The sequence below is a fragment of the Altererythrobacter xiamenensis genome (genome assembly GCF_900177715.1).
Lineage (GTDB): Bacteria > Pseudomonadota > Alphaproteobacteria > Sphingomonadales > Sphingomonadaceae > Erythrobacter > Erythrobacter xiamenensis.
The window spans coordinates 630721-648974 of record NZ_FXWG01000002.1; the positions used below are offsets into that span (position 1 = coordinate 630721).

Annotated in this window: 23 protein-coding genes; 12 read left to right on the top strand and 11 right to left on the bottom strand. The window is 63.0% G+C overall.

Annotation, left to right across the window (positions count from 1 at the left end):
* The first annotated feature begins 96 nt into the window (after positions 1–96).
* The 5 genes from rpmH (at position 97) to yihA (ending at position 3468) form a co-directional block, all read left to right on the top strand.
* Positions 97–231: a 50S ribosomal protein L34 gene (gene rpmH / locus CCE89_RS08380; RefSeq protein WP_086438043.1), complete on the top strand. Its 135-nt coding sequence runs from the start codon at positions 97–99 to the stop codon at positions 229–231.
* Between the two features lie 129 nt (positions 232–360).
* A complete protein-coding gene (gene rnpA, locus CCE89_RS08385; RefSeq protein ID WP_086437574.1) occupies positions 361–744 on the top strand; it encodes a ribonuclease P protein component in 384 nt (127 codons plus the stop codon).
* Positions 741–950, top strand: coding sequence for a membrane protein insertion efficiency factor YidD (gene yidD, locus CCE89_RS08390; RefSeq protein WP_086437575.1), 210 nt, complete (start codon positions 741–743; stop codon positions 948–950). The genes rnpA and yidD overlap by 4 nt, the downstream gene beginning before the upstream one ends.
* A 60-nt stretch (positions 951–1010) precedes the next feature.
* Entirely contained in the window at positions 1011–2795 is a 1785-nt protein-coding gene (gene yidC, locus CCE89_RS08395) for a membrane protein insertase YidC (RefSeq protein ID WP_086437576.1), read from the top strand.
* A 4-nt stretch (positions 2796–2799) separates the two neighbouring features.
* Positions 2800–3468, top strand: a complete 669-nt coding sequence (gene yihA / locus CCE89_RS08400) for a ribosome biogenesis GTP-binding protein YihA/YsxC (protein ID WP_086437577.1) — start codon at positions 2800–2802, stop codon at positions 3466–3468.
* A gap of 13 nt (positions 3469–3481) precedes the next feature.
* On the opposite strand, the gene CCE89_RS08405 is transcribed toward yihA, so the two are convergent.
* Entirely contained in the window at positions 3482–3901 is a 420-nt protein-coding gene (locus tag CCE89_RS08405) for a VOC family protein (protein ID WP_086437578.1), read from the bottom strand.
* A gap of 114 nt (positions 3902–4015) precedes the next feature.
* Here CCE89_RS08405 and CCE89_RS08410 point away from each other — a divergent pair, with 114 nt between their 5' ends.
* The 4 genes from CCE89_RS08410 to CCE89_RS08425 are packed head-to-tail and all read left to right on the top strand — an operon-like array spanning position 4016 to position 7956.
* The gene (locus tag CCE89_RS08410) at positions 4016–4681 is read left to right on the top strand and encodes a glutathione S-transferase family protein (protein WP_086437579.1); all 666 of its coding nucleotides are present in this window, start codon (positions 4016–4018) and stop codon (positions 4679–4681) included.
* A complete protein-coding gene (locus CCE89_RS08415) occupies positions 4678–5559 on the top strand; it encodes a S1/P1 nuclease (RefSeq protein ID WP_086437580.1) in 882 nt (293 codons plus the stop codon). The genes CCE89_RS08410 and CCE89_RS08415 overlap by 4 nt, the downstream gene beginning before the upstream one ends.
* Positions 5556–6695: a succinyl-diaminopimelate desuccinylase gene (dapE, locus tag CCE89_RS08420; RefSeq protein ID WP_086437581.1), complete on the top strand. Its 1140-nt coding sequence runs from the start codon at positions 5556–5558 to the stop codon at positions 6693–6695. Before CCE89_RS08415 ends, dapE begins: the two co-directional genes overlap by 4 nt.
* A gap of 13 nt (positions 6696–6708) precedes the next feature.
* On the top strand, positions 6709–7956 hold the full coding sequence (locus CCE89_RS08425; protein WP_086437582.1) for a dicarboxylate/amino acid:cation symporter: 1248 nt from the start codon (positions 6709–6711) through the stop codon (positions 7954–7956).
* Between the two features lie 4 nt (positions 7957–7960).
* On the opposite strand, the gene CCE89_RS08430 is transcribed toward CCE89_RS08425, so the two are convergent.
* The 5 genes from CCE89_RS08430 to dapB are packed head-to-tail and all read right to left on the bottom strand — an operon-like array spanning position 7961 to position 10617.
* Positions 7961–8416: a hypothetical protein gene (locus CCE89_RS08430; protein ID WP_086437583.1), complete on the bottom strand. Its 456-nt coding sequence runs from the start codon at positions 8414–8416 to the stop codon at positions 7961–7963.
* A gap of 18 nt (positions 8417–8434) precedes the next feature.
* Positions 8435–8827 carry a hypothetical protein gene (locus CCE89_RS08435; RefSeq protein ID WP_086437584.1) on the bottom strand — a complete coding sequence of 131 codons (393 nt, stop codon included), beginning with the start codon at positions 8825–8827 and terminating at the stop codon, positions 8435–8437.
* Between the two features lie 31 nt (positions 8828–8858).
* Complete coding sequence (gene nth / locus CCE89_RS08440) at positions 8859–9530, bottom strand: endonuclease III (protein ID WP_086437585.1); 672 nt, start codon at positions 9528–9530, stop codon at positions 8859–8861.
* Positions 9527–9892, bottom strand: a complete 366-nt coding sequence (locus CCE89_RS08445; protein ID WP_086437586.1) for a hypothetical protein — start codon at positions 9890–9892, stop codon at positions 9527–9529. The genes nth and CCE89_RS08445 overlap by 4 nt, the downstream gene beginning before the upstream one ends.
* Entirely contained in the window at positions 9889–10617 is a 729-nt protein-coding gene (dapB, locus tag CCE89_RS08450) for a 4-hydroxy-tetrahydrodipicolinate reductase (protein WP_086437587.1), read from the bottom strand. Before dapB ends, CCE89_RS08445 begins: the two co-directional genes overlap by 4 nt.
* A 70-nt stretch (positions 10618–10687) precedes the next feature.
* Between dapB and CCE89_RS08455 the strand changes: the two genes are divergently transcribed.
* On the top strand, positions 10688–11389 hold the full coding sequence (locus CCE89_RS08455) for an NAD-dependent deacylase (protein WP_086437588.1): 702 nt from the start codon (positions 10688–10690) through the stop codon (positions 11387–11389).
* Here CCE89_RS08455 and CCE89_RS08460 read toward each other — a convergent pair.
* From CCE89_RS08460 to mutM, 4 genes are all read right to left on the bottom strand, one after another.
* Positions 11378–12151, bottom strand: coding sequence for a HesA/MoeB/ThiF family protein (locus CCE89_RS08460; RefSeq protein WP_086437589.1), 774 nt, complete (start codon positions 12149–12151; stop codon positions 11378–11380). The genes CCE89_RS08455 and CCE89_RS08460 overlap by 12 nt on opposite strands.
* Before the next feature lie 120 nt (positions 12152–12271).
* Positions 12272–13738: a chromosomal replication initiator protein DnaA gene (dnaA, locus tag CCE89_RS08465; protein WP_086437590.1), complete on the bottom strand. Its 1467-nt coding sequence runs from the start codon at positions 13736–13738 to the stop codon at positions 12272–12274.
* Positions 13739–14169: 431 nt separating this feature from the next.
* Positions 14170–14430 (bottom strand): 30S ribosomal protein S20, encoded by a 261-nt coding sequence (rpsT, locus tag CCE89_RS08470; protein ID WP_086437591.1) that lies wholly within the window; start codon positions 14428–14430, stop codon positions 14170–14172.
* A gap of 125 nt (positions 14431–14555) precedes the next feature.
* Complete coding sequence (gene mutM, locus CCE89_RS08475) at positions 14556–15371, bottom strand: bifunctional DNA-formamidopyrimidine glycosylase/DNA-(apurinic or apyrimidinic site) lyase (RefSeq protein ID WP_086437592.1); 816 nt, start codon at positions 15369–15371, stop codon at positions 14556–14558.
* Positions 15372–15498: 127 nt separating this feature from the next.
* Between mutM and CCE89_RS08480 the strand changes: the two genes are divergently transcribed.
* Both CCE89_RS08480 and ubiB read left to right on the top strand, forming a co-directional pair.
* Positions 15499–16233, top strand: a complete 735-nt coding sequence (locus CCE89_RS08480; RefSeq protein ID WP_086437593.1) for a class I SAM-dependent methyltransferase — start codon at positions 15499–15501, stop codon at positions 16231–16233.
* Position 16234: 1 nt separating this feature from the next.
* On the top strand, positions 16235–17788 hold the full coding sequence (gene ubiB / locus CCE89_RS08485; protein ID WP_086437594.1) for a 2-polyprenylphenol 6-hydroxylase: 1554 nt from the start codon (positions 16235–16237) through the stop codon (positions 17786–17788).
* On the opposite strand, the gene CCE89_RS08490 is transcribed toward ubiB, so the two are convergent.
* A complete protein-coding gene (locus CCE89_RS08490; protein ID WP_086437595.1) occupies positions 17785–18180 on the bottom strand; it encodes a DUF4345 family protein in 396 nt (131 codons plus the stop codon). The genes ubiB and CCE89_RS08490 overlap by 4 nt on opposite strands.
* Between the last annotated feature and the right edge of the window lie 74 nt (positions 18181–18254).

Sequence of the window (18254 nt, forward strand, 5' to 3'; positions counted from 1 at the left end):
CGCGCGGACCATCAAGGCGGTCGCCTCCAGCAGGCGGCCCTTTTTATTGGTGCCGCGGTATTGACGCCCGGTGCATATGATTATTTCGAGGACGATATGAAGCGGACTTTCCAACCCAGCAATCTCGTGCGCGCTCGCCGTCACGGTTTCTTTGCTCGCAAGGCGACCACCGGTGGCCGCAAGGTCCTGCGTGCGCGTCGCAAGCGTGGCCGCAAGAAGCTTTGTGCGTAACTAGTTTTTCGCGACGCCCATCCGGGCGCGCGATATCCTCGCTCACGCGGCCTGACGGTCGCGTCGCTGCGGGCGGCCACTTGGCCTTGCGGGCTCCCTCTGGGAGCCCGTTCTGCGTATAGCACCGACATGATCCAGGTACTCACCAAGCGCGCCGACTTTCTCGCTGCCAATCGTGGCCTGCGTGTCGCGCGCCCTGGCTTCGTGCTGTTGACCCGCCCGAATGACGGGCAGGGCAAGCGCTACGGAATCACTGTCACCAAGAAGATCGGCAATGCGGTCGTGCGCAACAGGATGAAGCGGCGCTTCCGCGAACTGCTCCGCGCCGAACTTCCCGAACAGGGTCTGCCGGATCACGATCACGTGCTGATCGGGCGCGAAGGCGGGATCGAGCGCGACTTCGCCAAGCTTGATGAAGAGCTCAAGATTGCCCTCTCTCGTGCAGCCGAGGGCAAGGGCGATCCGCCCCGGCGCAGGCCGCGTCGCGGCAATCGCCAGAAAGGCCGGAAATGAAGCACATCCTCATCTTCATAGCGCGCGCCTGGCAATGGGGTCCGAGCCGAATTTTGCCTCCGACCTGCCGTTACGCCCCGTCCTGTTCGCAATATGCGATCGAGGCCTTGGGGAAATACGGCGCGATCAAGGGTGGATGGCTGGCGACGAAGCGGCTAATGCGCTGCCATCCATGGGGCGGGCATGGCTACGATCCGGTACCTTGACCAGGTGTCGTGACATAGCAATACACCTCCCCAGATAGACCGAAACGAAGAGACGAGATCTTGGACAACCAGCGCAACCTCCTGCTCGCCGTGGGACTTTCCTTCCTGCTGATCCTCGGCTGGGACGCGGCCATGCGGTATTTCTATCCGCAGGCATCGACCGCAAGCGAGACCGAGCAGGTCGATCCCGTAGCTCAGCCGGCTACGGCTTCCGCTCCGGGCGATTCGGCGAATATCGTAAGTGGAGGCGCGACTGCCGAGGCAGGCACGGTCGATCTCGCTCAGGCGCTTGCCAGCCCAGAACGGGTGCGCATCGACGCGCCGCGCATCGAAGGCTCCATCAATCTCGTCGGCGCGCTGGTCGACGACATCGAACTGAAGGACCACCGCCAGACGGTCGACAAGGACAGCGGCCCAGTCCAGCTCTTCGCGCCGCAGGGTACGGACCGCCAGTATTTCGCGCAGTTCGGCTGGGTCGGCGACGGTGTCGCACTGCCCGACGCCCGCACGCAGTGGGGGGCCGACGGCGAAGTCCTGACCGCCGAGACGCCTGTCACGCTGAGCTGGGACAATGGCGAAGGGCAGACCTTCCGCATCCGTTTCGCGATCGACGACAATTACATGCTCACCGCGAGCCAGTCGGTCAGCAACTCCGCTGGCGGGCCGATCGTGGTGCGCCCGTTCGGCCTCATCAATCGCGATGCCTCAAGCGCGAGCCCCGACCAGTGGATCGTTCACTCTGGGCCAATGGGCGCATTCGGCGAAACGGTCGAATACGGGCCCGATTATGACGATCTGGCCGAGGAAGGCACATTCGCGCCCGAAGGCGGTGCGGCCGACTGGATCGGCTTTTCGGACATCTATTGGCTTTCGGCTCTCGTGCCCGAAGAAGGCGTTGCGACGACTCCCGGTTACCGCTCGCTGGGCGCCGAAACCTATCGCGCCGACGTGATCTACGCGCCCGAAACGGTCGCTGCCGGGGGCTCCTCCAACCGCACTACGCGCTTGTTCGCTGGCGCCAAGGAAAGCGTCGTCCTCGATGCTTACGAGGCCGCCGGGATCGAGAACTTCAGCCGCGCGATCGACTGGGGTTGGTTCCGCTGGTTCGAGCGTCCGATCCTGACCCTGCTGCGCTACCTGTTCGATCTCGTCGGCAATTTCGGTGTCGCGATCATCCTTCTGACCGTCATCATTCGCGGTCTGCTCTTCCCGATCGCGCAAAAGCAATTCGCTTCGATGGCGGCGATGAAGGCGGTCCAGCCGAAGATGAAGGCGATCCAGGAGCGGTACAAGGACGACAAGCAGAAGCAGCAGCAGGAGATCATGAAGCTGTACAAGGAGGAGAAGGTCAATCCGCTCGCCGGCTGCCTTCCGCTCCTCATCCAGATTCCTATCTTCTTCGCGCTCTACAAGGTTCTGATCCTCGCGATCGAGATGCGGCACGAGCCGTTCTTCCTGTGGATCAAGGACCTGTCCGCGCCAGATCCGGCGAAGATCCTCAACCTGTTCGGTCTGCTGCCGTTCGATCCGCCGGGTTTCCTCGGTATCGGTATCCTGGCGGTTCTGCTCGGCATCACGATGTGGCTGACCTTCAAGCTGAACCCATCGGCGATGGACCCGGTCCAGCAGCAGATATTCAACATCATGCCCTGGGTGCTGATGTTCGTCATGGCGCCCTTTGCGGCGGGCCTCCTGCTGTACTGGGTCACCTCGAACCTGCTGACGCTGGCACAGCAGAGCTATCTCTATTCCAAGCATCCGCAATTGCGGGCTGCGGCGGAAAAGCAGAAGGCTGATCAGGCGGCCGTGAAGGCGCGCGATCAGGCCCGCGAAGGCAAGAGCTAAGACCGTGAGTCCCGAAGAAGAGCGCGAGCAGGCGTTCCGCGAGAAAGCGGCGACGAAGCTGTTCTCCGGGCGGGTGGACTTCCTGCTGTCCGCACCGCAACTGAAGTTCCTGCCCGAACCGACGGTGCCGGAGATCGCCTTTTGCGGGCGCTCCAATGTGGGCAAGAGCTCGCTGCTCAATGCGCTGACCGGGCGCCGGGCGATCGCGCGCGCTTCGGTCACGCCGGGCCGCACGCAGGAACTCAACTTCTTCGAGGTGGGCGACCCGACGCTGTTCCGGCTCGTCGACATGCCCGGATACGGCTTTGCCAAGGCGCCGCCCAAGGTGGTCGAGAAGTGGAAGAAGCTGGTGCGCAGCTATCTTCGTGGACGGCAGGTGCTCCACCGCAATCTCGTGCTGGTCGACAGCCGCCACGGGCTGAAGGACGTCGACCGCGAGATGATGACCATGCTCGACGAAGCGGCGGTCGGCTATCGGGTTGTCATGACCAAGGCGGACAAGATCAAGAAGAGCGAGCTCGACGCGACGGTGGCGAAAGTTGCCGAAGAAGCGAAGAAGCACGTCGCCGCCTTCCCGCAGATCCACGTGACCAGCGCCGAAAAAGGCATGGGCATCGCCGAATTGCGCGCCGCGGTGGTCGAGGATGCGCTGGGCGCCGGCTGGGCTGACTGAGCCGCTTCCTTACCTAAGTCGCAAACAGCATGTCGTCGCTGGCGAAGGCCTTCATCTCGAGCGCATTTCCGGCGGGATCGCGGAAGAACATCGTCGCCTGCTCGCCCGGCTGTCCCTTGAAGCGGATGGTCGGCTCAATCGCGAAGTCGGTGCCTGCCGCCTTGAGCCGCTCGGCCAGCGCCTCCCAATCTTCCATCCGCAATACGATGCCGAAATGCGGTACCGGCACGCCATGCCCGTCGACGTGGTTGCTCGCGCGGTCGCCCGCTTCGCCGGGAGCGAGATGCGCGACGATCTGGTGACCGAAGAAATCGAAGTCGATCCACTCGTCCGATGACCGCCCCTCGTCGCAGCCCATCACGCCGCCGTAAAAGGCACGCGCAGCGGCGAGATCGTCGACGGGAAAGGCGAGATGGAAGGGGCGCAGGCTCATGTTGCGAGACTTTAGGCGGCTTTTCATGCCGTGCAATCGCGCTCTACCAGTGTTCAGTCTCGACACTGCAAAACTGAACGCCTAGGGCGATTCCGCAAGCAAGGTGGAGCGCGCATGAAGCTGATCATCGGCAACAAGAACTACTCGAGCTGGTCGATGCGTGGCTGGCTTGCGGCCAAGCAATCGGGCCTCCATTTCGAGGAGCTGACCGTACCGATCATGGGCGAGGGCTGGGCCGAGGCGAAGCGCGACATGGGCGAGATGGCGCCCAGTTCAGGCAAGGTGCCGATCCTGTGGGATGAGGACACGGTCGTGTGGGACAGCCTCGCGATCCTCGAATACCTTGCAGACAAGGTCGGGCGCGAACGCTTCTGGCCGAAGGATGATACTGCTCGCGGCATGGCGCGTGCGATGGTCGCGGAGATGCACAGCTCGTTCCGCTCGATGCGGCAGGAACTGCCGATGAACGTGCGCAAGCGGATCGCGCTCGACGATGTTTCCGACGATACCCGGCAGGACATTGTGCGGATACTGACTCTCTGGGCCGAGGCGCGGGCGCGTTTCGGCAAGAGCGGGCCGTTCCTGTTCGGCACGTTTGGCGCAGCAGACATCTTCTATGCGCCGGTCGTCTCGCGCTTCATCACCTATGGCGTGGGCGTGCCCGGTTTCGCGCAAGCCTATATGCAAGCGATCTGGGAGCATGACTGGACCCAGGAATGGATTTCCGCATCAGAGGAAGAAGAATGGGTGATCGAACAGTTCGAGGTTGCTCCGCAATGACCCTTCGCGCATTTGCCGCACTGCTGCTGGCGTCCATCCTGGCGCTGCCTGTTCCGGCGCAAGCCTGGGGCTTTTACGCGCATGGTGTGACTGCCGAGATCGCGATGGCGAACTCCTCGCCCGAAGTGCGCGCCAAGGTGCGCGCCTTGATGGCAGGTGATGCGGCGCTCGGCACTCCGGAATGCCCGATCGACTCGATCGAAGAGCTTGCGACCTGGGCCGATTGCGTCCGGCGGACCCGCTGGCGCTGGGGCTACACGGCCAGCTGGCACTATCGCACCACCCCGATCTGCGAAGCCTACGAGCCCTGGAAGAACTGCTCGGGCGGCAATTGCGTCACCGCCCAGATCGAACGCAGCCATCGCATCCTCGCCGATGAAAGCCTGCCCGCGCATGTCCGGTTGGAGGCGCTCGCCTTCATGGTTCATTTCGCTGGCGATATTCACCAACCGCTCCATTCGGGCGACAAGGACGATCGCGGCGGAAACGACCGGGAGGCGAGCTATGGCATCGTGCCGGGCATGAACCTGCATTGGATCTGGGACGGCGCGCTGGCGGAACGCGCGATTACCTCCGGCGAGCCCCCGGTGGTCCGTCGCTATGCCTCAGCAGAGCGCGCCGAACTGGGGGGAGGCAGCCCCGCCGATTGGGGCCGTGAGAGCTGGGAGGTAGCACGCGAGTTCCTCTATCCCACTGCCTTCGATCAGGAGCCGTGCGCCGGTGAGCTACCCGATAAAACGGCACTGACGCAGGAAGATATCGTCGCTTCGGTGCCGATCGCGCGTCGGCGCGTGCAGCAGGCTGGCATCCGTATCGCCGAACTGCTCGAAAGCGCCTTTGCGCCGGGACCGCTTCCGGAACCGGAGGAGCGACGATGAGCCAGGCAATCGACTATGCCAAGCGCCTGATCGAGGCCCCCAGTGTCACGCCGGCGCGGGGCCTCGTCTTCGATGTGCTCGAAGCGATGCTGAGCCCGCTCGGTTTCGAGTGCCACCGCTTCACGCGCGGCGACGGCGAAGCAGGCACTGACGAAGAAGCGGTCGAGAACATGTTCGCCATCCGCCGCGGGCCGGCAGGTTCGAAGCATTTCGCCTTTGCAGGCCATGTCGATGTGGTCCCGCCCGGTGAAGGATGGACCAGTGCGCCGTTCGCGCCAAAGGAGCGCGGCGACTTGCTCTACGGACGCGGCGCGGTCGATATGAAGGGCGCGATCGCAGCCATGGTGGAGGCTGCCCGCAATGTCCCTGCCGATGCCGGAACGATCAGCTTCATCATCACCGGTGACGAAGAGGGGCCTGCGCTGCATGGCACCCGCGCTCTGATCGATTACATGCGCGAAGAGGACATCCGGCCCGACCTGTGCCTCGTCGGGGAGCCGACCAGCGTCAACCAGCTGGGCGACATGATGAAGATCGGGCGGCGCGGCTCGGTCAATATCTGGCTCGAGGTCGAGGGCACGCAGGGCCACGTCGCCTATCCGCACCTCGCCGACAATCCGCTGCCCAAGATGGTCACGATCCTGTCGGAGCTCAACAAGGTGGAGCTCGACCAGGGCACCGACTGGTTCCAGCCATCGAACCTCGAGATAACCGAGTTCGACGTGCCTAACCGTGCGCATAATGTGATCCCCGCGAAAGCGAGTGCGCGCATTTCGATCCGTTTCAATGACAAGCATTCGGGCGCCTCGCTCTCCAGACTGGTGACCGAGATCGCGGTCAGGCATGGCGGCACGGCGCGCCCCGTGATTTCGGGTGAGCCCTTCCTCACGCCCCCAGGCGAGTTTTCGCAGATGATCGCGGATGCTGTGAAGGCAGAGACGGGAATCGAGCCCGAGGCCTCCACCAGCGGCGGGACATCCGACGCGCGTTTCCTGCGCGCCGTATGCCCGGTGATCGAGTTCGGCCTGTGCAACGCGACCATGCATAAGCGCGACGAGGCAGTGGCCATGGCCGACCTCGATGCGCTAGGCCGTATATATACCGCGATCGCCAGGGCGGCGCTCGGCTATAAGTAAGGGGAGGGTCGCCATGTTGCGCGCCTGGTTCAACATTCCGCTGTGGCAGCGCGTGATCGGTGCGCTCGTACTCGGCGTCGCGCTCGGCCTGTTCTGGGGGCCGGAAGCCGAAAGCATCAAGTGGATCGGCGACTTCTTCATCAAGTCGATCAAGATGCTGGTCGTCCCGCTGATCTTCTTCAGCCTTGTCGCGGGCGTCGCCGCGATCGGAGACCTGCGCAAGCTGGGTGCGGTCGGCGGGCGAGCGCTGCTGCTGTTCGTCGTCAGCGGGCAGATTGCGGTGTGGCTCGGTCTCGCGCTCGGTACGGGCGCGGTCAATCTCGGCCTGTTTCCGGACAAGGAAACGCTAGGGACACCCAGCGTGCCCACACCGGAACCCAACCCGACCACAGCAGTCGACATGATCCTCTCGATCGTGCCCGAAAGCCCGGTGCAGGTAATGGCGGATGTCGCGGTGCTGCCGCTCATCGTTTTCTCGCTTCTCATCGGCATCGGAATCCTCATGGCCAAGGAAGAGGGCGAGCCGGTCCAGAAGATTTTCGATTCGGGCGCGGTCATCATGCAGAAGGTCACGATGATCGTGATGGAACTGACGCCTTTCGGTGTCTTTGCCCTGATGGCATGGGTCGCAGGTACGCTCGGCATCGACGCTTTGAAGGCGCTCAGCTGGCTGGTGATCCTGAACTACACCGGCTGCCTGCTGATCATCTTCCTGATGTATTCGGCGATGATAAAGTTCATCGCCAAACTGCCGGTCAAACCCTTCTTCCAGGGGATCGTGGATGCGATGGCGGTCAGTTACTCGACTGCCAGCTCCAACGCGACTCTGCCGGTGACGCTGCGCTGCGCCGAGCGCAACCTCGGCGTGAGCAATTCGGTCGCGGCCTTCGTCATCTCGCTCGGCGCGACGGTGAACATGAACGGCACCGCGATGTACCTCGGCCTTGCGACGCTGTTCGGCGCGTCGATCTTCGGGGTCGATCTGAGCTGGGGCCAGTATTTCCTGATCTCGATTCTTGCGACGCTCGGCGCGATCGGGGCGGCCGGCATTCCGGGCGCCGGCCTCATCATGATGGCGCTGGTGTTCGGAGCGGTAGGTGTACCGCTCGAAACGATCGCCTTCGTCGCAGGCGTCGACCGGATCATGGACATGATGCGAACGACCACCAATGTCAGTGGCGACGCCGCAGTGGCGACTACCGTGGCGTCCATGACGGGCGAGATTGATCGCGCCGAAATGGCGAGCCTCGACGACGTCTGACGCGTTATTCAGGAGCGTATTGCGTTTCCGTCGCGTCCTGTCCGGGCTGTTCGGTTGGAGAATCCGTGCCGCAATTCTCGATGCAGCGTGCGGCGGCCGACGGTCTCATGCGCCCGCTCACGCTGATCGTTGCCCCGCTGCCGGTCTGGAAGCGAGTGGCATCGGTATTTTCGAGCGGATCGTTCGTCGGGATCGCCGTTTGAATTTGCACCGGGCCTCGGCGATTCCCGGTCCTCGCGGTCGAGCGGTTGGAGGAATTGCGCGGGACTGCGCGGATTGCATCGGCGGCGCTGTTGACGCTTCCGCGCACTGCATTCCCAAGCGAATTGGCGGCCTTGCCCTGGCCCGATGAGCCGGAAAGGATCACCGCCGTTTCGGCTGCGTCCTGCGCTGCGAGGCTGCCCGGCACCGCCAGGCCTGCCGAAACTGCCGCGACCAAAGCGAACTTGCGGTAAATCATCCCCGTCCTCCGATAGTCCTAGTCCTCAATATACTCTACGGGCACGAAATCTCCCAATCCGCATCCTGCGCCGCGCCGCACATCGCCTCCAACCGTCTCGAGCACGTAGATGATTTCCGTGTTGCACAGGCGCGAGAGCGAAGTGCTGTAGGTGAAGGCTTCCTCGAAACCGAGGCGAGGGCAGCTGCGCGGGAGTGTATTGCGATAGACCTTGTCGCCGGTCATTTCGAAATCGATCGTCCGGTCGTCGCGGACCTTGGAGCTGCGGATCTGGGTAATCGTGACGCAGCTTTGCGCCTCGCCCACGACCCTTACGGCCGGTCCATCCGAGACGAAGGCTTCATCGCTTTCAACCGGCGCGCAGGCGGCGATTGCGAGTGAAAGAGTGATGGCGAGGGTTTGCCGAATCATGTGAAGGCTCCTTTCCCGGCGCCCGACGTGATCAGGCGCCTTTTGTTGTCTTTGCCCCCCGTCGCGGCTTCTCTAGCACTTTTTTGCGGTAACTGCACAAATCGGCGACTTTGCAGCGCCAGCACTCGGGCGTGCGCGCCTTGCAGACATAGCGACCGTGCAAGATCAGCCAGTGATGCGCATGGAGGCGAAAGGGCTGCGGAACACGCTTTTCCAGCTTGGCCTCGACCTGCTCGGGTGTCTTGCCCTTGGCGAGACCGGTGCGGTTTCCCACGCGCAGGATATGGGTGTCGACCGCAAAGGTTTCCTGCTTGAACCAGCAATTGAGGACGACATTGGCGGTCTTGCGCCCCACGCCGGGCAGTTTGACCAGCTCTTCGCGGCTGTCCGGCACTTCGCCCCCGTAATCATCGACCAGCAGCTGGCTGAGCGCGATGACGTTCTTCGCCTTGGAGTTGAACAGGCCGATGGTCTTGATGTGCTCCTTGAGCCCGTCCTCGCCGAGTTCGAGCATCTGCTGCGGCGTCGTCACCTCCTGAAACAGCGCGCGCGTCGCCTTGTTCACGCCGACATCGGTCGCCTGCGCGCTGAGCGCCACGGCCACGACGAGCTGATAGGCATTGCCATATTCAAGCTCGGTCTCGGGTTCCGGATTGTCTTCGGCGAGGCGGCGGAAGAACTCGAAAATCTGGTCCTTGGTCACTTGCGCGGTTTCCTCAAATCCTTGGTCACGACGCGCAAGAACGGCAGCGAGGCGATAGCCCACAGCGCCGTCCAGAACGCCATCGCCCCGCCATGGGCGAGCATCATCAGACGCGACCGGAGCAATGGAATCCAGAGAGCTGCGATGGTGATTCCCATCGCCAGCACGATCATGGCGGCATATTTCGCCGAAAGTATCTTGTCGGCGATCAGCCAATATCCTGCCGGAAGCATGACCAGGGAAGCGAGGCCCATGCGCATCGGGCCGACATAATCCTCCGGGCCGCCAGGGATCATGGCAAAACCGATGATCGCCAGAAGCGCCGCGAGAAAGATCGCGCTCCCCAAGGCCAGGATCTTCATAAGTCCAGCATGTCGTTCATCGTGTAGCGCCCGGGCTTGCGCCCGATCAGCCAGGCGGCGGCTTTCACCGCCCCGCGTGCGAAGATCATGCGATTCTCGGCGCTGTGCGAAAGCGTGATGCGCTCCTCGTTTCCGGCAAGGATGACGCTGTGATCGCCCGCGACGGTTCCGCCGCGCAGCGCGGCGAAGCCGATCGCGCCGGACTCGCGCTGGCCGGTCATGCCGTCGCGGCCGCTCACCGTGTTGTCGGCGAGGTCGATCCCCCGGCCTTTTGCGGCGGCCTCGCCCAATAGCAGCGCGGTGCCTGACGGCGCATCGACCTTGTGCCGGTGATGCATCTCGACGATCTCGATGTCCCAATCGGGGCCGAGCTTCGCCGCGGCCTTCTCGACCAGATACGCAAGCACGTTCACGCCAAGCGAAGTATTGCCGGTCTGAAGCACCGGGATCGCCTGGGCGGCGCTGTCGATGGCGGCATGGTGCGAATCGTCCAGTCCGGTCGTTCCGATCAGGATCGGCACGCCTGCTACGCGCGCCGCCGCAAGGTTCGCCTCGAGCGCATCGGGCGAGGAAAAATCAATGAGGGCATCGCAGCTCGCCGCCAGCGGTCCGGGCTTTTCGCCCTGGTCGACCCCGCCGGCCAGGCCGTGGCCCGCTTCCTCGATCGCACTGGCGAGCGCCTGACCCATACGCCCCTTGCTTCCGATGATGCCGAATTGTGCCACTGCGTTTTCCTTATGACATTGCCCTGAGTCCGGCGTTCATTGCGCCATATCGCTATGCTAGTTGAGTGCAATGACCGATATACGAAACATCGTCATCCTGACAGGAGCTGGTATTTCCGCCGAAAGCGGGATCGACACCTTCCGCGACGCGGGAGGGCTTTGGGAACAGCACAATATAGACGACGTCGCGACGCCCGAGGGATTTGCGCGCAACCCCGACCTCGTTCTGGGCTTTTACGACATGCGGCGCGAGGCGCTGAGCAAGGCGCAGCCCAATGCGGCGCATCAGGCGCTGGCGCGGCTCGATGCCGAGTTTTCCGGCGACCTCCTGATCGTGACGCAGAATGTCGATGACCTCCACGAGCGCGCCGGAGCCAAGCGGGTCCTGCACATGCATGGTGAGTTGAAGAGCGCGCTGTGTACGGCCTGCGAAATGCGCAGCCCCTGGGATGCGACCTTGTCGGACCGTCCGGCCTGCCCCGTTTGCCAGGCCCCATCGCTGCGCCCCGATGTCGTCTGGTTCGGCGAGATGCCTTATCAGATGGAGCGAATTTACGGCGCGATTCGCGAGGCGGACCTGTTCGTCAGCATCGGAACCTCGGGTGCGGTCTATCCCGCCGCCGGTTTCGTTCGCGATGCGCGCGACCTGGCCGTGCAAACGCTCGAGCTCAATCTCGAACGGTCGGACGGCTCGCACTGGTTCCACGAATCGCGTCAGGGCAGGGCGGGCGAACTGGTCCCCGCCTGGGTGGACGAGATTCTATCCGCCTGATCCGCAGGCCTTGCATTCGGGATCCTCGGCGATGTTGAGTGTGCGCATGCCCGGTTTCATCCCGTCGAGAATATGGAGCTTGCCCCATTGCGGATCGCCGAACGTGCTGACGCCGTCGAGCAGTACTCGCACCGCCTGCATCGCTGCGAATGTTCCGACCCAGCCCGCCATTGCGCCGAGCATGCCGTCTTCGGCGCAGGTATCGCAGTCCTCGGCATCGAAGGCGTCGCCGACGAAGCAGCGATAACAGGCCTGGTCGTCGAGATGGCCGGCGAAGGCTGCGACCTGACCCTGGAACCGGCCGACCGCTGCCGATAGCAGCGGCACGCCTGCCGCGACGCAGGCATCCGAGACTGCGAGCCTCGTGGCGAAATTGTCCGTCCCGTCGAGCACCAGATCGGCATCGGCGACGAGCGCCCGCGCGTTATCTTCGGTGATGCGGGTATCGCTGATCGTGACCTTGAGCGCTTCATCGAAATTGGCAAGCCAGCGCCGTGCGGCAACAGCCTTGCCATGGCCGACATCGCGATTGGTGAAGATCGTCTGGCGTTGGAGGTTCGAGGCGTCGACGTCGTCATCGTCGACGAGCGTCAACTGCCCGATCCCGGCACCCGCCAGATATTGCAGCGCAGGCGAGCCGATCCCGCCAAGTCCGATCACTGCGACATGCGCTTCGGCGAGCGCAAATTGTCCGGCGCCGCCGATCTCGGGGAGCACGATATGGCGCGCGAAACGGTCGAGACGCTCGGTGGAAAAGCTCATGGAGAAGCTGTTTACAGCCTGTGCACGGCCTGTCGACAAGGCTGTGCCCAAGTCTGTGGGCAGCCCTGTCGATCAAGCGTTGGCAATGTGTGGGTGCTGGGTGCGCAGATCGTGTGCGGATCAGCTTTCCAGCTGGCGCAAAAGGCTGCGTACGTCGCCGTCCATATCGGCATCGCGCTGGCGCAGATCCTCGATCAGGCGAACGGCGTGGATAACCGTCGAATGGTCGCGGCCGCCGAACTTGCGCCCGATCTCGGGATAACTGCGCGGCGTGAGCACCTTGGCGAGGTACATTGCGACCTGGCGCGGACGCACCACGGCGCGTGCACGGCGCTTGGACGACATCTCCCCGCGGTCGATGCGGTAGAACTGGCAAACCGTGCGCTGGATCTCGTCGATCGTGATCCGGCGGCGATTGGCCGAAAGGATATCGGTCAGCTGTTCTTCGGCGAGGTTGAGCGACACTTCCTGACCCGTCAGCTGGGCATAGGCGATCAGCTTGTTGAGGCCGCCGACCAGCTCGCGAACATTGCGCGTGATGGTGCGGGCGAGGAAGTCGATCACATCGTCCGGCACGTTGAGCGGCGCAAACCGGGTCAGCTTCGATTCGAGGATCGAACGGCGCAGCTCGATATCGGCAGCCTGGATATCGGCGACGAGACCCATCGAAAGGCGCGAGAGAAGGCGCGGTTCGACACCGTCGAGCGCCTGCGGGGCGCGGTCGGCGGCAAAGACGAGGCGCTTGCCCTCGGCCAGCAGTGCATCGATCGTATAGAGCAGCTCTTCCTGTGCGCTCGCCTTGCCGATGATGAACTGGATGTCGTCGACCAGCAGGAGATCGAAGCTGCGCAGGCGCGCCTTGAACTCGATCATCTGGTTCTGTTTCAGCGCCTGGACGAACTCGACCATGAAGCGCTCTGCCGAACAATAGAAGATGCGGGCGCGCGGGTGTGCCGAGAGATAGGCATGGCCGATCGCGTGCAGCAGGTGGGTCTTGCCCTGGCCGGTCGCGGCCTTGAGGTAAAGCGGCGAGAATTGCGGCTGTTCGGTCGCGGCCATGCGCTGCGCGGCATTGCAGGCGAGCACGTTGGCTTCGCCGGTGACGAAGGCGGCGAAGGTGAGCGAGGGGTCGAGCCCGACAGAGCTGGTGAAACCAGCATCGTCGATCGTGCCGGCGGCGACTGCGATCGCGCTGGTATCGGCGCCATCGTTGGCGGGGCGACGCCCGTCGCCAAAGCGCAGCTCGGGAAGCTGGCGGCGACCGGGGTGAACCTGGATGCGAACCTTGCGCACTTCGCTGCGCACGATCTTCCAGGCAAGCTGCAGCCGGTCGTGGAAACGATCGTTGACCCAATTGGCTGAAAACTCGGTCGGCAGGAACAGGTCGAGCGTGCCCGTTTCCTTTTCTATGCCGCCAACCTGGATCGGCTTGATCCATTGGCTGTGCAACTGGTGACCGAGGTCCTTGCGAAGACCCTGGCTGATGTCGGCCCAATCTGCGGCGAGATTTACCGCTTCGACATCTTCCATCAGATCCTCATCCACTTTCCGTTGTGTCGACCGCGCGTTATCGTTCTTGTGTACCATCTGAAATCGCAATCCTACCCCACACCCCGGAATCGCCATTCCGGAGAGAGCCCCAGTTCATACGATAGGCAAAGCTTACCCACACCCGGAAATCGCGGTTCCCGGGGTTCCCCCTATCGTCAGTTTGTAAAGACCCGGGCTGTCCCGCCCCAGGCTGATGAGGTCGATTTATGACCGCCTTTTTGCTGGGCGCAAGGGCAAGACCTGTAAAAAAACTGAAATAAAGCTGTTGACTCAGCGCAAGCCCGCAGGGTTACGTTCAACTATATGAAAACAAACGTTTTTCGCCCTCGCTGCGCGCGAATCGTTGAGAATCCGTGGGTTACGCCAGAGGCGCTGCGATGCAGCATCGGCAAAGCAAAAGGGCCGCACCCTTTCGGGCCGGCCCTTTGCAAATTTTTTCGGTGATCGAGCCCGTCAGATGGGCCGAATCAGAGTGCTGCGACTCGCTTCGAGAGGCGCGACATTTTCCGTGCGACGGTGTTCTTGTGCATCACGCCGCGAGCGACACCGCGTGCCATTTCCGGCTGAGCGGCGCGCAGGGCATTGGTGGCAGCTTCCTTGTCGCCAGCTTCGACAGCCGCTTCGACCTTCTTCACGAAGTTGCGGATGCGGCTCATGCGGGCGGTGTTGATTTCCGCGCGGCGATTGTTCCGGCGGATGCGCTTCTTGGCTTGCGGCGTATTGGCCATGTTCGTCCTTGTCTCGGGTCGCGCTGTCAGCGACCGGCTTCCTGTATAAACTGTATGTAGAAACGGCGATTCACGCCGGAAAGCGGCGCACATAGGTCGTCATGCCGCGAAAGGCAAGTGTTTCCCTACCTCTGGCACTTCGCGCAAAACCACGTGCTGCGCCCGCCCTGCACGAAACGCCGGATCGTGCCGCCATCGTCGCGCCGGCATGCCTCACCCTCGCGTCCGTACACGTCGAAGCGGGTCGCGAAGTAACCCAGCTCTCCGTCGGGCTGGGCATAGTCGCGCAAGCTCGATCCGCCATCGCTGATCGACTGGGTCAGCACATCCTTGATCGCAGGCACAAGCCGCTCGAGCTGAGGCCTCGTCACCTTGCCGCCTGCTTTGCGGGGATGGATACCGGCGCGCCACAGCGCTTCGCACACATATATGTTGCCAAGTCCCGCCACGATGCGCTGGTCGAGCAGGCACAGCTTGATCGCTTGAGCACGCCCCTTGAGCGCGCTCTTAAGATATTGCGCGGTCAATTCCTCGCCCAGCGGCTCCGGGCCCATCACCGCGAATTGCGGCCAGTCGGCCAGTGCGCCGGTACCGACCAGATCGACCGAACCGAAGCGGCGCGGATCGCACAGCGCGAAGCGGTTGTCGGCTGTCTCGAGGACAAGATGGTCGTGCTTGTCCGTATCCTCGGGGTCGATCCGCCAGCGCCCGCTCATGCCGAGGTGGAAAATCAGCGTCTGATCGCGGTTGGTGTGGATGAGGCCGTATTTGGCGCGGCGGGAAAGCGACGTGACTCTCGCACCCGTCATCACTTGTACCAGTTCGGGCGGAAAGGGGCGGCGCAGATCGGGCCGGTTCACTGTGACGCGCGTTATCTCGGCACCTTCCAGGAAGCGTGCGAGCCCGCGGACCGTGGTTTCGACTTCGGGAAGTTCGGGCATTATTCTATGGTTCGCTTCTTTAGCTCGCCGGATATGACCCCGGAAACAGGCGGATGCCTGTTCGGTACGCACAATGACCCCCTTAACACCCTTTGCCGACCGGGCAATTCCATCTAAGGCGCGCCCCATGAGCGAACAGAAAGTCTCCTTCGGATATGAAGAGGTCGACCCGCAGGAAAAGACGCGCCGTGTGGGCGATGTCTTTTCAAGCGTGGCCGCGAAATACGACATCATGAACGATGCCATGTCGGGCGGCATGCACCGCTTGTGGAAGGACCGCTTCGTGCGTCGGGTCAAACCGCAGCCGGGCGAGGCAATTCTCGACATGGCGGGCGGCACGGGTGACATCGCTTTCCGCATGGCGCAGCGCGGTGCCGATGTGACCGTCGCCGATATCAATCAGGACATGCTCGACGTCGGGATCGAACGCGCGATGGAGCGCGGCCTCGACAGCCTCGTATGGTCGCGGCAGAACGCCGAACAGCTGACCTATCCGCGCGGTACCTTCGATGCCTACACCATCGTCTTCGGGATCAGGAACGTCACCGATATTCCCGCCGCGCTGAAGGAAGCGCATCGCGTCCTCAAGATCGGCGGGCGATTCTTCTGCATGGAGTTTTCGACCACGCAGTGGCCGGGCTTCAAGGAAGTGTACGACCTCTATTCGCACCAGATCATGCCGAAAATGGGCAAGCTGATCGCGCAGGACGAGGAAAGCTATCGCTACCTCGCCGAATCGATCCGCCGCTTCCCGCCCATGCCGGAGTTCGAGCGGATGATCAGCGAGGCTGGTTTTGCCAATACGCGGGTCGAACCGATCCTCGGCGGTGCAGTGGCGATCCATTCGGGCTGGAAGGTCTAGAATGGCGCGTCCTGCGACGCATATCTGGCGGCTTCTCAAATGGGGCCGCACCATGGGCCGCCACGGCGCGCTGAGAGGGATCGAGCGCGATCCCAATACGCCGACGCCGGTTGCGCGACTGGCACGTGTTGCGCGCTTTGGCACCTTTCCGCCCAGCGAGCCCGATTACGCGGGCGCTTTTCAGGAAATCGGCCCCGCTGCGATCAAGCTAGGCCAGACGCTTGCAACGCGGCCCGACCTCGTCGGAGAGGAAGCCGCGCGCAATCTCCTGAGCCTGCAGGACAGCCTGCCGCCTGTTCCTTTCGAAGAGATCGAGGCTTCGATCGCCTCGGCTTTCGACCAGCCGCTCGACACGCTTTTCTCGTCCATCGATCCGGTACCGGTCGGTGCGGCGTCGATCGCGCAGGTCCATCGCGGGGTGACCACCGATGGCAAGCAGGTCGCGATCAAGGTGCTGCGCCCGGGTATCCGCGAACGTTTCGCGCGCGACATCAGCACCTATGAATGGGCGGCGGCCCATGTCGAGGCGATGGGCGGCGAAGCCTCTCGCCTGCGGCCGCGCCTCACGATCGCCAATTTCAAGCGCTGGACCAATAGCGAACTGGACCTGAGGCGCGAGGCAGCCTCGGCCAGCGAACTCGCCGAGGCCATGCATGGCATCGAGGGCTATCGCATTCCCGCAATCGACTGGGACCGGACCAATGGCCGGGTGATGACGGTCGAGTGGGTCAACGGGACCAAGATCAGCAAGATCGACGAATTGAAGGCCAAGGGCCACGACCTGCCGGATCTGGCCCAGCGGCTGGTGCTTGCCTTCCTGAACCAGGCGATCAGCGCGGGTTTCTTCCACGCGGACATGCACCAGGGCAATCTGTTCGTCGAAGACGACGGCACGATTGTCGCCATCGATTTTGGCATCATGGGCCGGATCGACCGGCGCGCACGGCAGTGGCTGGCAGAGATTCTCTATGGCCTCACGACAGGCAATTACCGCCGTGTCGCCGAAATTCATTTCGAGGCACAATATGTGCCGAGCTACCACTCGGTCCACGAGTTTGCGACGGCCCTGCGCGCGGTAGGCGAGCCGATGCGCGGCAAGCCGGTCAGCGAACTGTCGGTCGGCCAGATGCTCGACGGGCTGTTCGCCATCACCCGCGATTTCGACATGCAGACCCAGCCGCACCTGCTGCTGCTGCAGAAAACGATGGTCATGGTCGAAGGGATCGCGACCCAGCTGAACCCCGAAATCAACATGTGGGACGTTTCCGCGCCCTATGTTCGCAACTGGATCCGTGACGAACTCGGCCCCGAGGCGGCGCTGGCCGACCGGATTAAGACCGATACCGAGACGCTGCTGCGTATTCCCGATCTCGTGCGAAGGATCGAGGATCGGTTCCCGCCGAAGGGTGGCGCGCCCGAACCGCCGCCACTGCCCCATATCGAGCTGATGTGGGAACGGCGCCAGCGCGAAGGTCGCGGCTGGCTTGGTTATGGCCTAGCAGTGGCGCTCGGCGCAGCGGGCGCTATCGGCGCGTCTGCGCTCGGCTGGATCTAGTCTTCCGCGGTCAGCGCATGATGCGGCAGGATACGGCTGGCAATCAGCGCCACCGTCGCCGTTACGGCTTCGACGATCATAGGCGGCCACCAGCCTTCATAAGTGCCATCCTGAATGAGGCCGAGGAAACGGCCGATCAGTGCGATGAACATGAGCGCGGCGCTGACCAGCAAGGGATCGCCATTGCGCGCCCAGCCGCCCCAGATCATGCAGCCGCCCGCCACGAGAAAGAACGCGGTCATGTCCGCGCGTATCGAGGCGAGGCCATGGGCGCCATTGGCATAGATACCGAAATCGGCGCCAGAACCTGCCGGGTCGATCAGGAAACCGATCCCCATCAGAACAAAGAACAGCCCGCCGACAAATAGCAGTGCACGCAAGATTATGGCCATGTCCGATTTCTCCCCTTGGTGAGAGGTTAGCTAGCGATTGCGATCACGCTAGGCAAAATTTAACCACTAGGCTG

What these genes read in the sequence shown, in the direction of transcription:
- rpmH (WP_086438043.1), top strand. Translation starts at nt 97, where the DNA reads ATGAAGCGGACTTTCCAACCCAGCAATCTCGTGCGCGCTCGCCGTCAC.
- rnpA (WP_086437574.1), top strand. Translation starts at nt 361, where the DNA reads ATGATCCAGGTACTCACCAAGCGCGCCGACTTTCTCGCTGCCAATCGT.
- yidD (WP_086437575.1), top strand. Translation starts at nt 741, where the DNA reads ATGAAGCACATCCTCATCTTCATAGCGCGCGCCTGGCAATGGGGTCCG.
- CCE89_RS08405 (WP_086437578.1), bottom strand. Translation starts at nt 3,901, where the DNA reads ATGAGCCTGCGCCCCTTCCATCTCGCCTTTCCCGTCGACGATCTCGCC.
- CCE89_RS08410 (WP_086437579.1), top strand. Translation starts at nt 4,016, where the DNA reads ATGAAGCTGATCATCGGCAACAAGAACTACTCGAGCTGGTCGATGCGT.
- CCE89_RS08415 (WP_086437580.1), top strand. Translation starts at nt 4,678, where the DNA reads ATGACCCTTCGCGCATTTGCCGCACTGCTGCTGGCGTCCATCCTGGCG.
- dapE (WP_086437581.1), top strand. Translation starts at nt 5,556, where the DNA reads ATGAGCCAGGCAATCGACTATGCCAAGCGCCTGATCGAGGCCCCCAGT.
- CCE89_RS08425 (WP_086437582.1), top strand. Translation starts at nt 6,709, where the DNA reads ATGTTGCGCGCCTGGTTCAACATTCCGCTGTGGCAGCGCGTGATCGGT.
- CCE89_RS08430 (WP_086437583.1), bottom strand. Translation starts at nt 8,416, where the DNA reads ATGATTTACCGCAAGTTCGCTTTGGTCGCGGCAGTTTCGGCAGGCCTG.
- CCE89_RS08435 (WP_086437584.1), bottom strand. Translation starts at nt 8,827, where the DNA reads ATGATTCGGCAAACCCTCGCCATCACTCTTTCACTCGCAATCGCCGCC.
- CCE89_RS08445 (WP_086437586.1), bottom strand. Translation starts at nt 9,892, where the DNA reads ATGAAGATCCTGGCCTTGGGGAGCGCGATCTTTCTCGCGGCGCTTCTG.
- CCE89_RS08455 (WP_086437588.1), top strand. Translation starts at nt 10,688, where the DNA reads ATGACCGATATACGAAACATCGTCATCCTGACAGGAGCTGGTATTTCC.
- CCE89_RS08460 (WP_086437589.1), bottom strand. Translation starts at nt 12,151, where the DNA reads ATGAGCTTTTCCACCGAGCGTCTCGACCGTTTCGCGCGCCATATCGTG.
- dnaA (WP_086437590.1), bottom strand. Translation starts at nt 13,738, where the DNA reads ATGGTACACAAGAACGATAACGCGCGGTCGACACAACGGAAAGTGGAT.
- rpsT (WP_086437591.1), bottom strand. Translation starts at nt 14,430, where the DNA reads ATGGCCAATACGCCGCAAGCCAAGAAGCGCATCCGCCGGAACAATCGC.
- mutM (WP_086437592.1), bottom strand. Translation starts at nt 15,371, where the DNA reads ATGCCCGAACTTCCCGAAGTCGAAACCACGGTCCGCGGGCTCGCACGC.
- CCE89_RS08480 (WP_086437593.1), top strand. Translation starts at nt 15,499, where the DNA reads ATGAGCGAACAGAAAGTCTCCTTCGGATATGAAGAGGTCGACCCGCAG.
- ubiB (WP_086437594.1), top strand. Translation starts at nt 16,235, where the DNA reads ATGGCGCGTCCTGCGACGCATATCTGGCGGCTTCTCAAATGGGGCCGC.
- CCE89_RS08490 (WP_086437595.1), bottom strand. Translation starts at nt 18,180, where the DNA reads ATGGCCATAATCTTGCGTGCACTGCTATTTGTCGGCGGGCTGTTCTTT.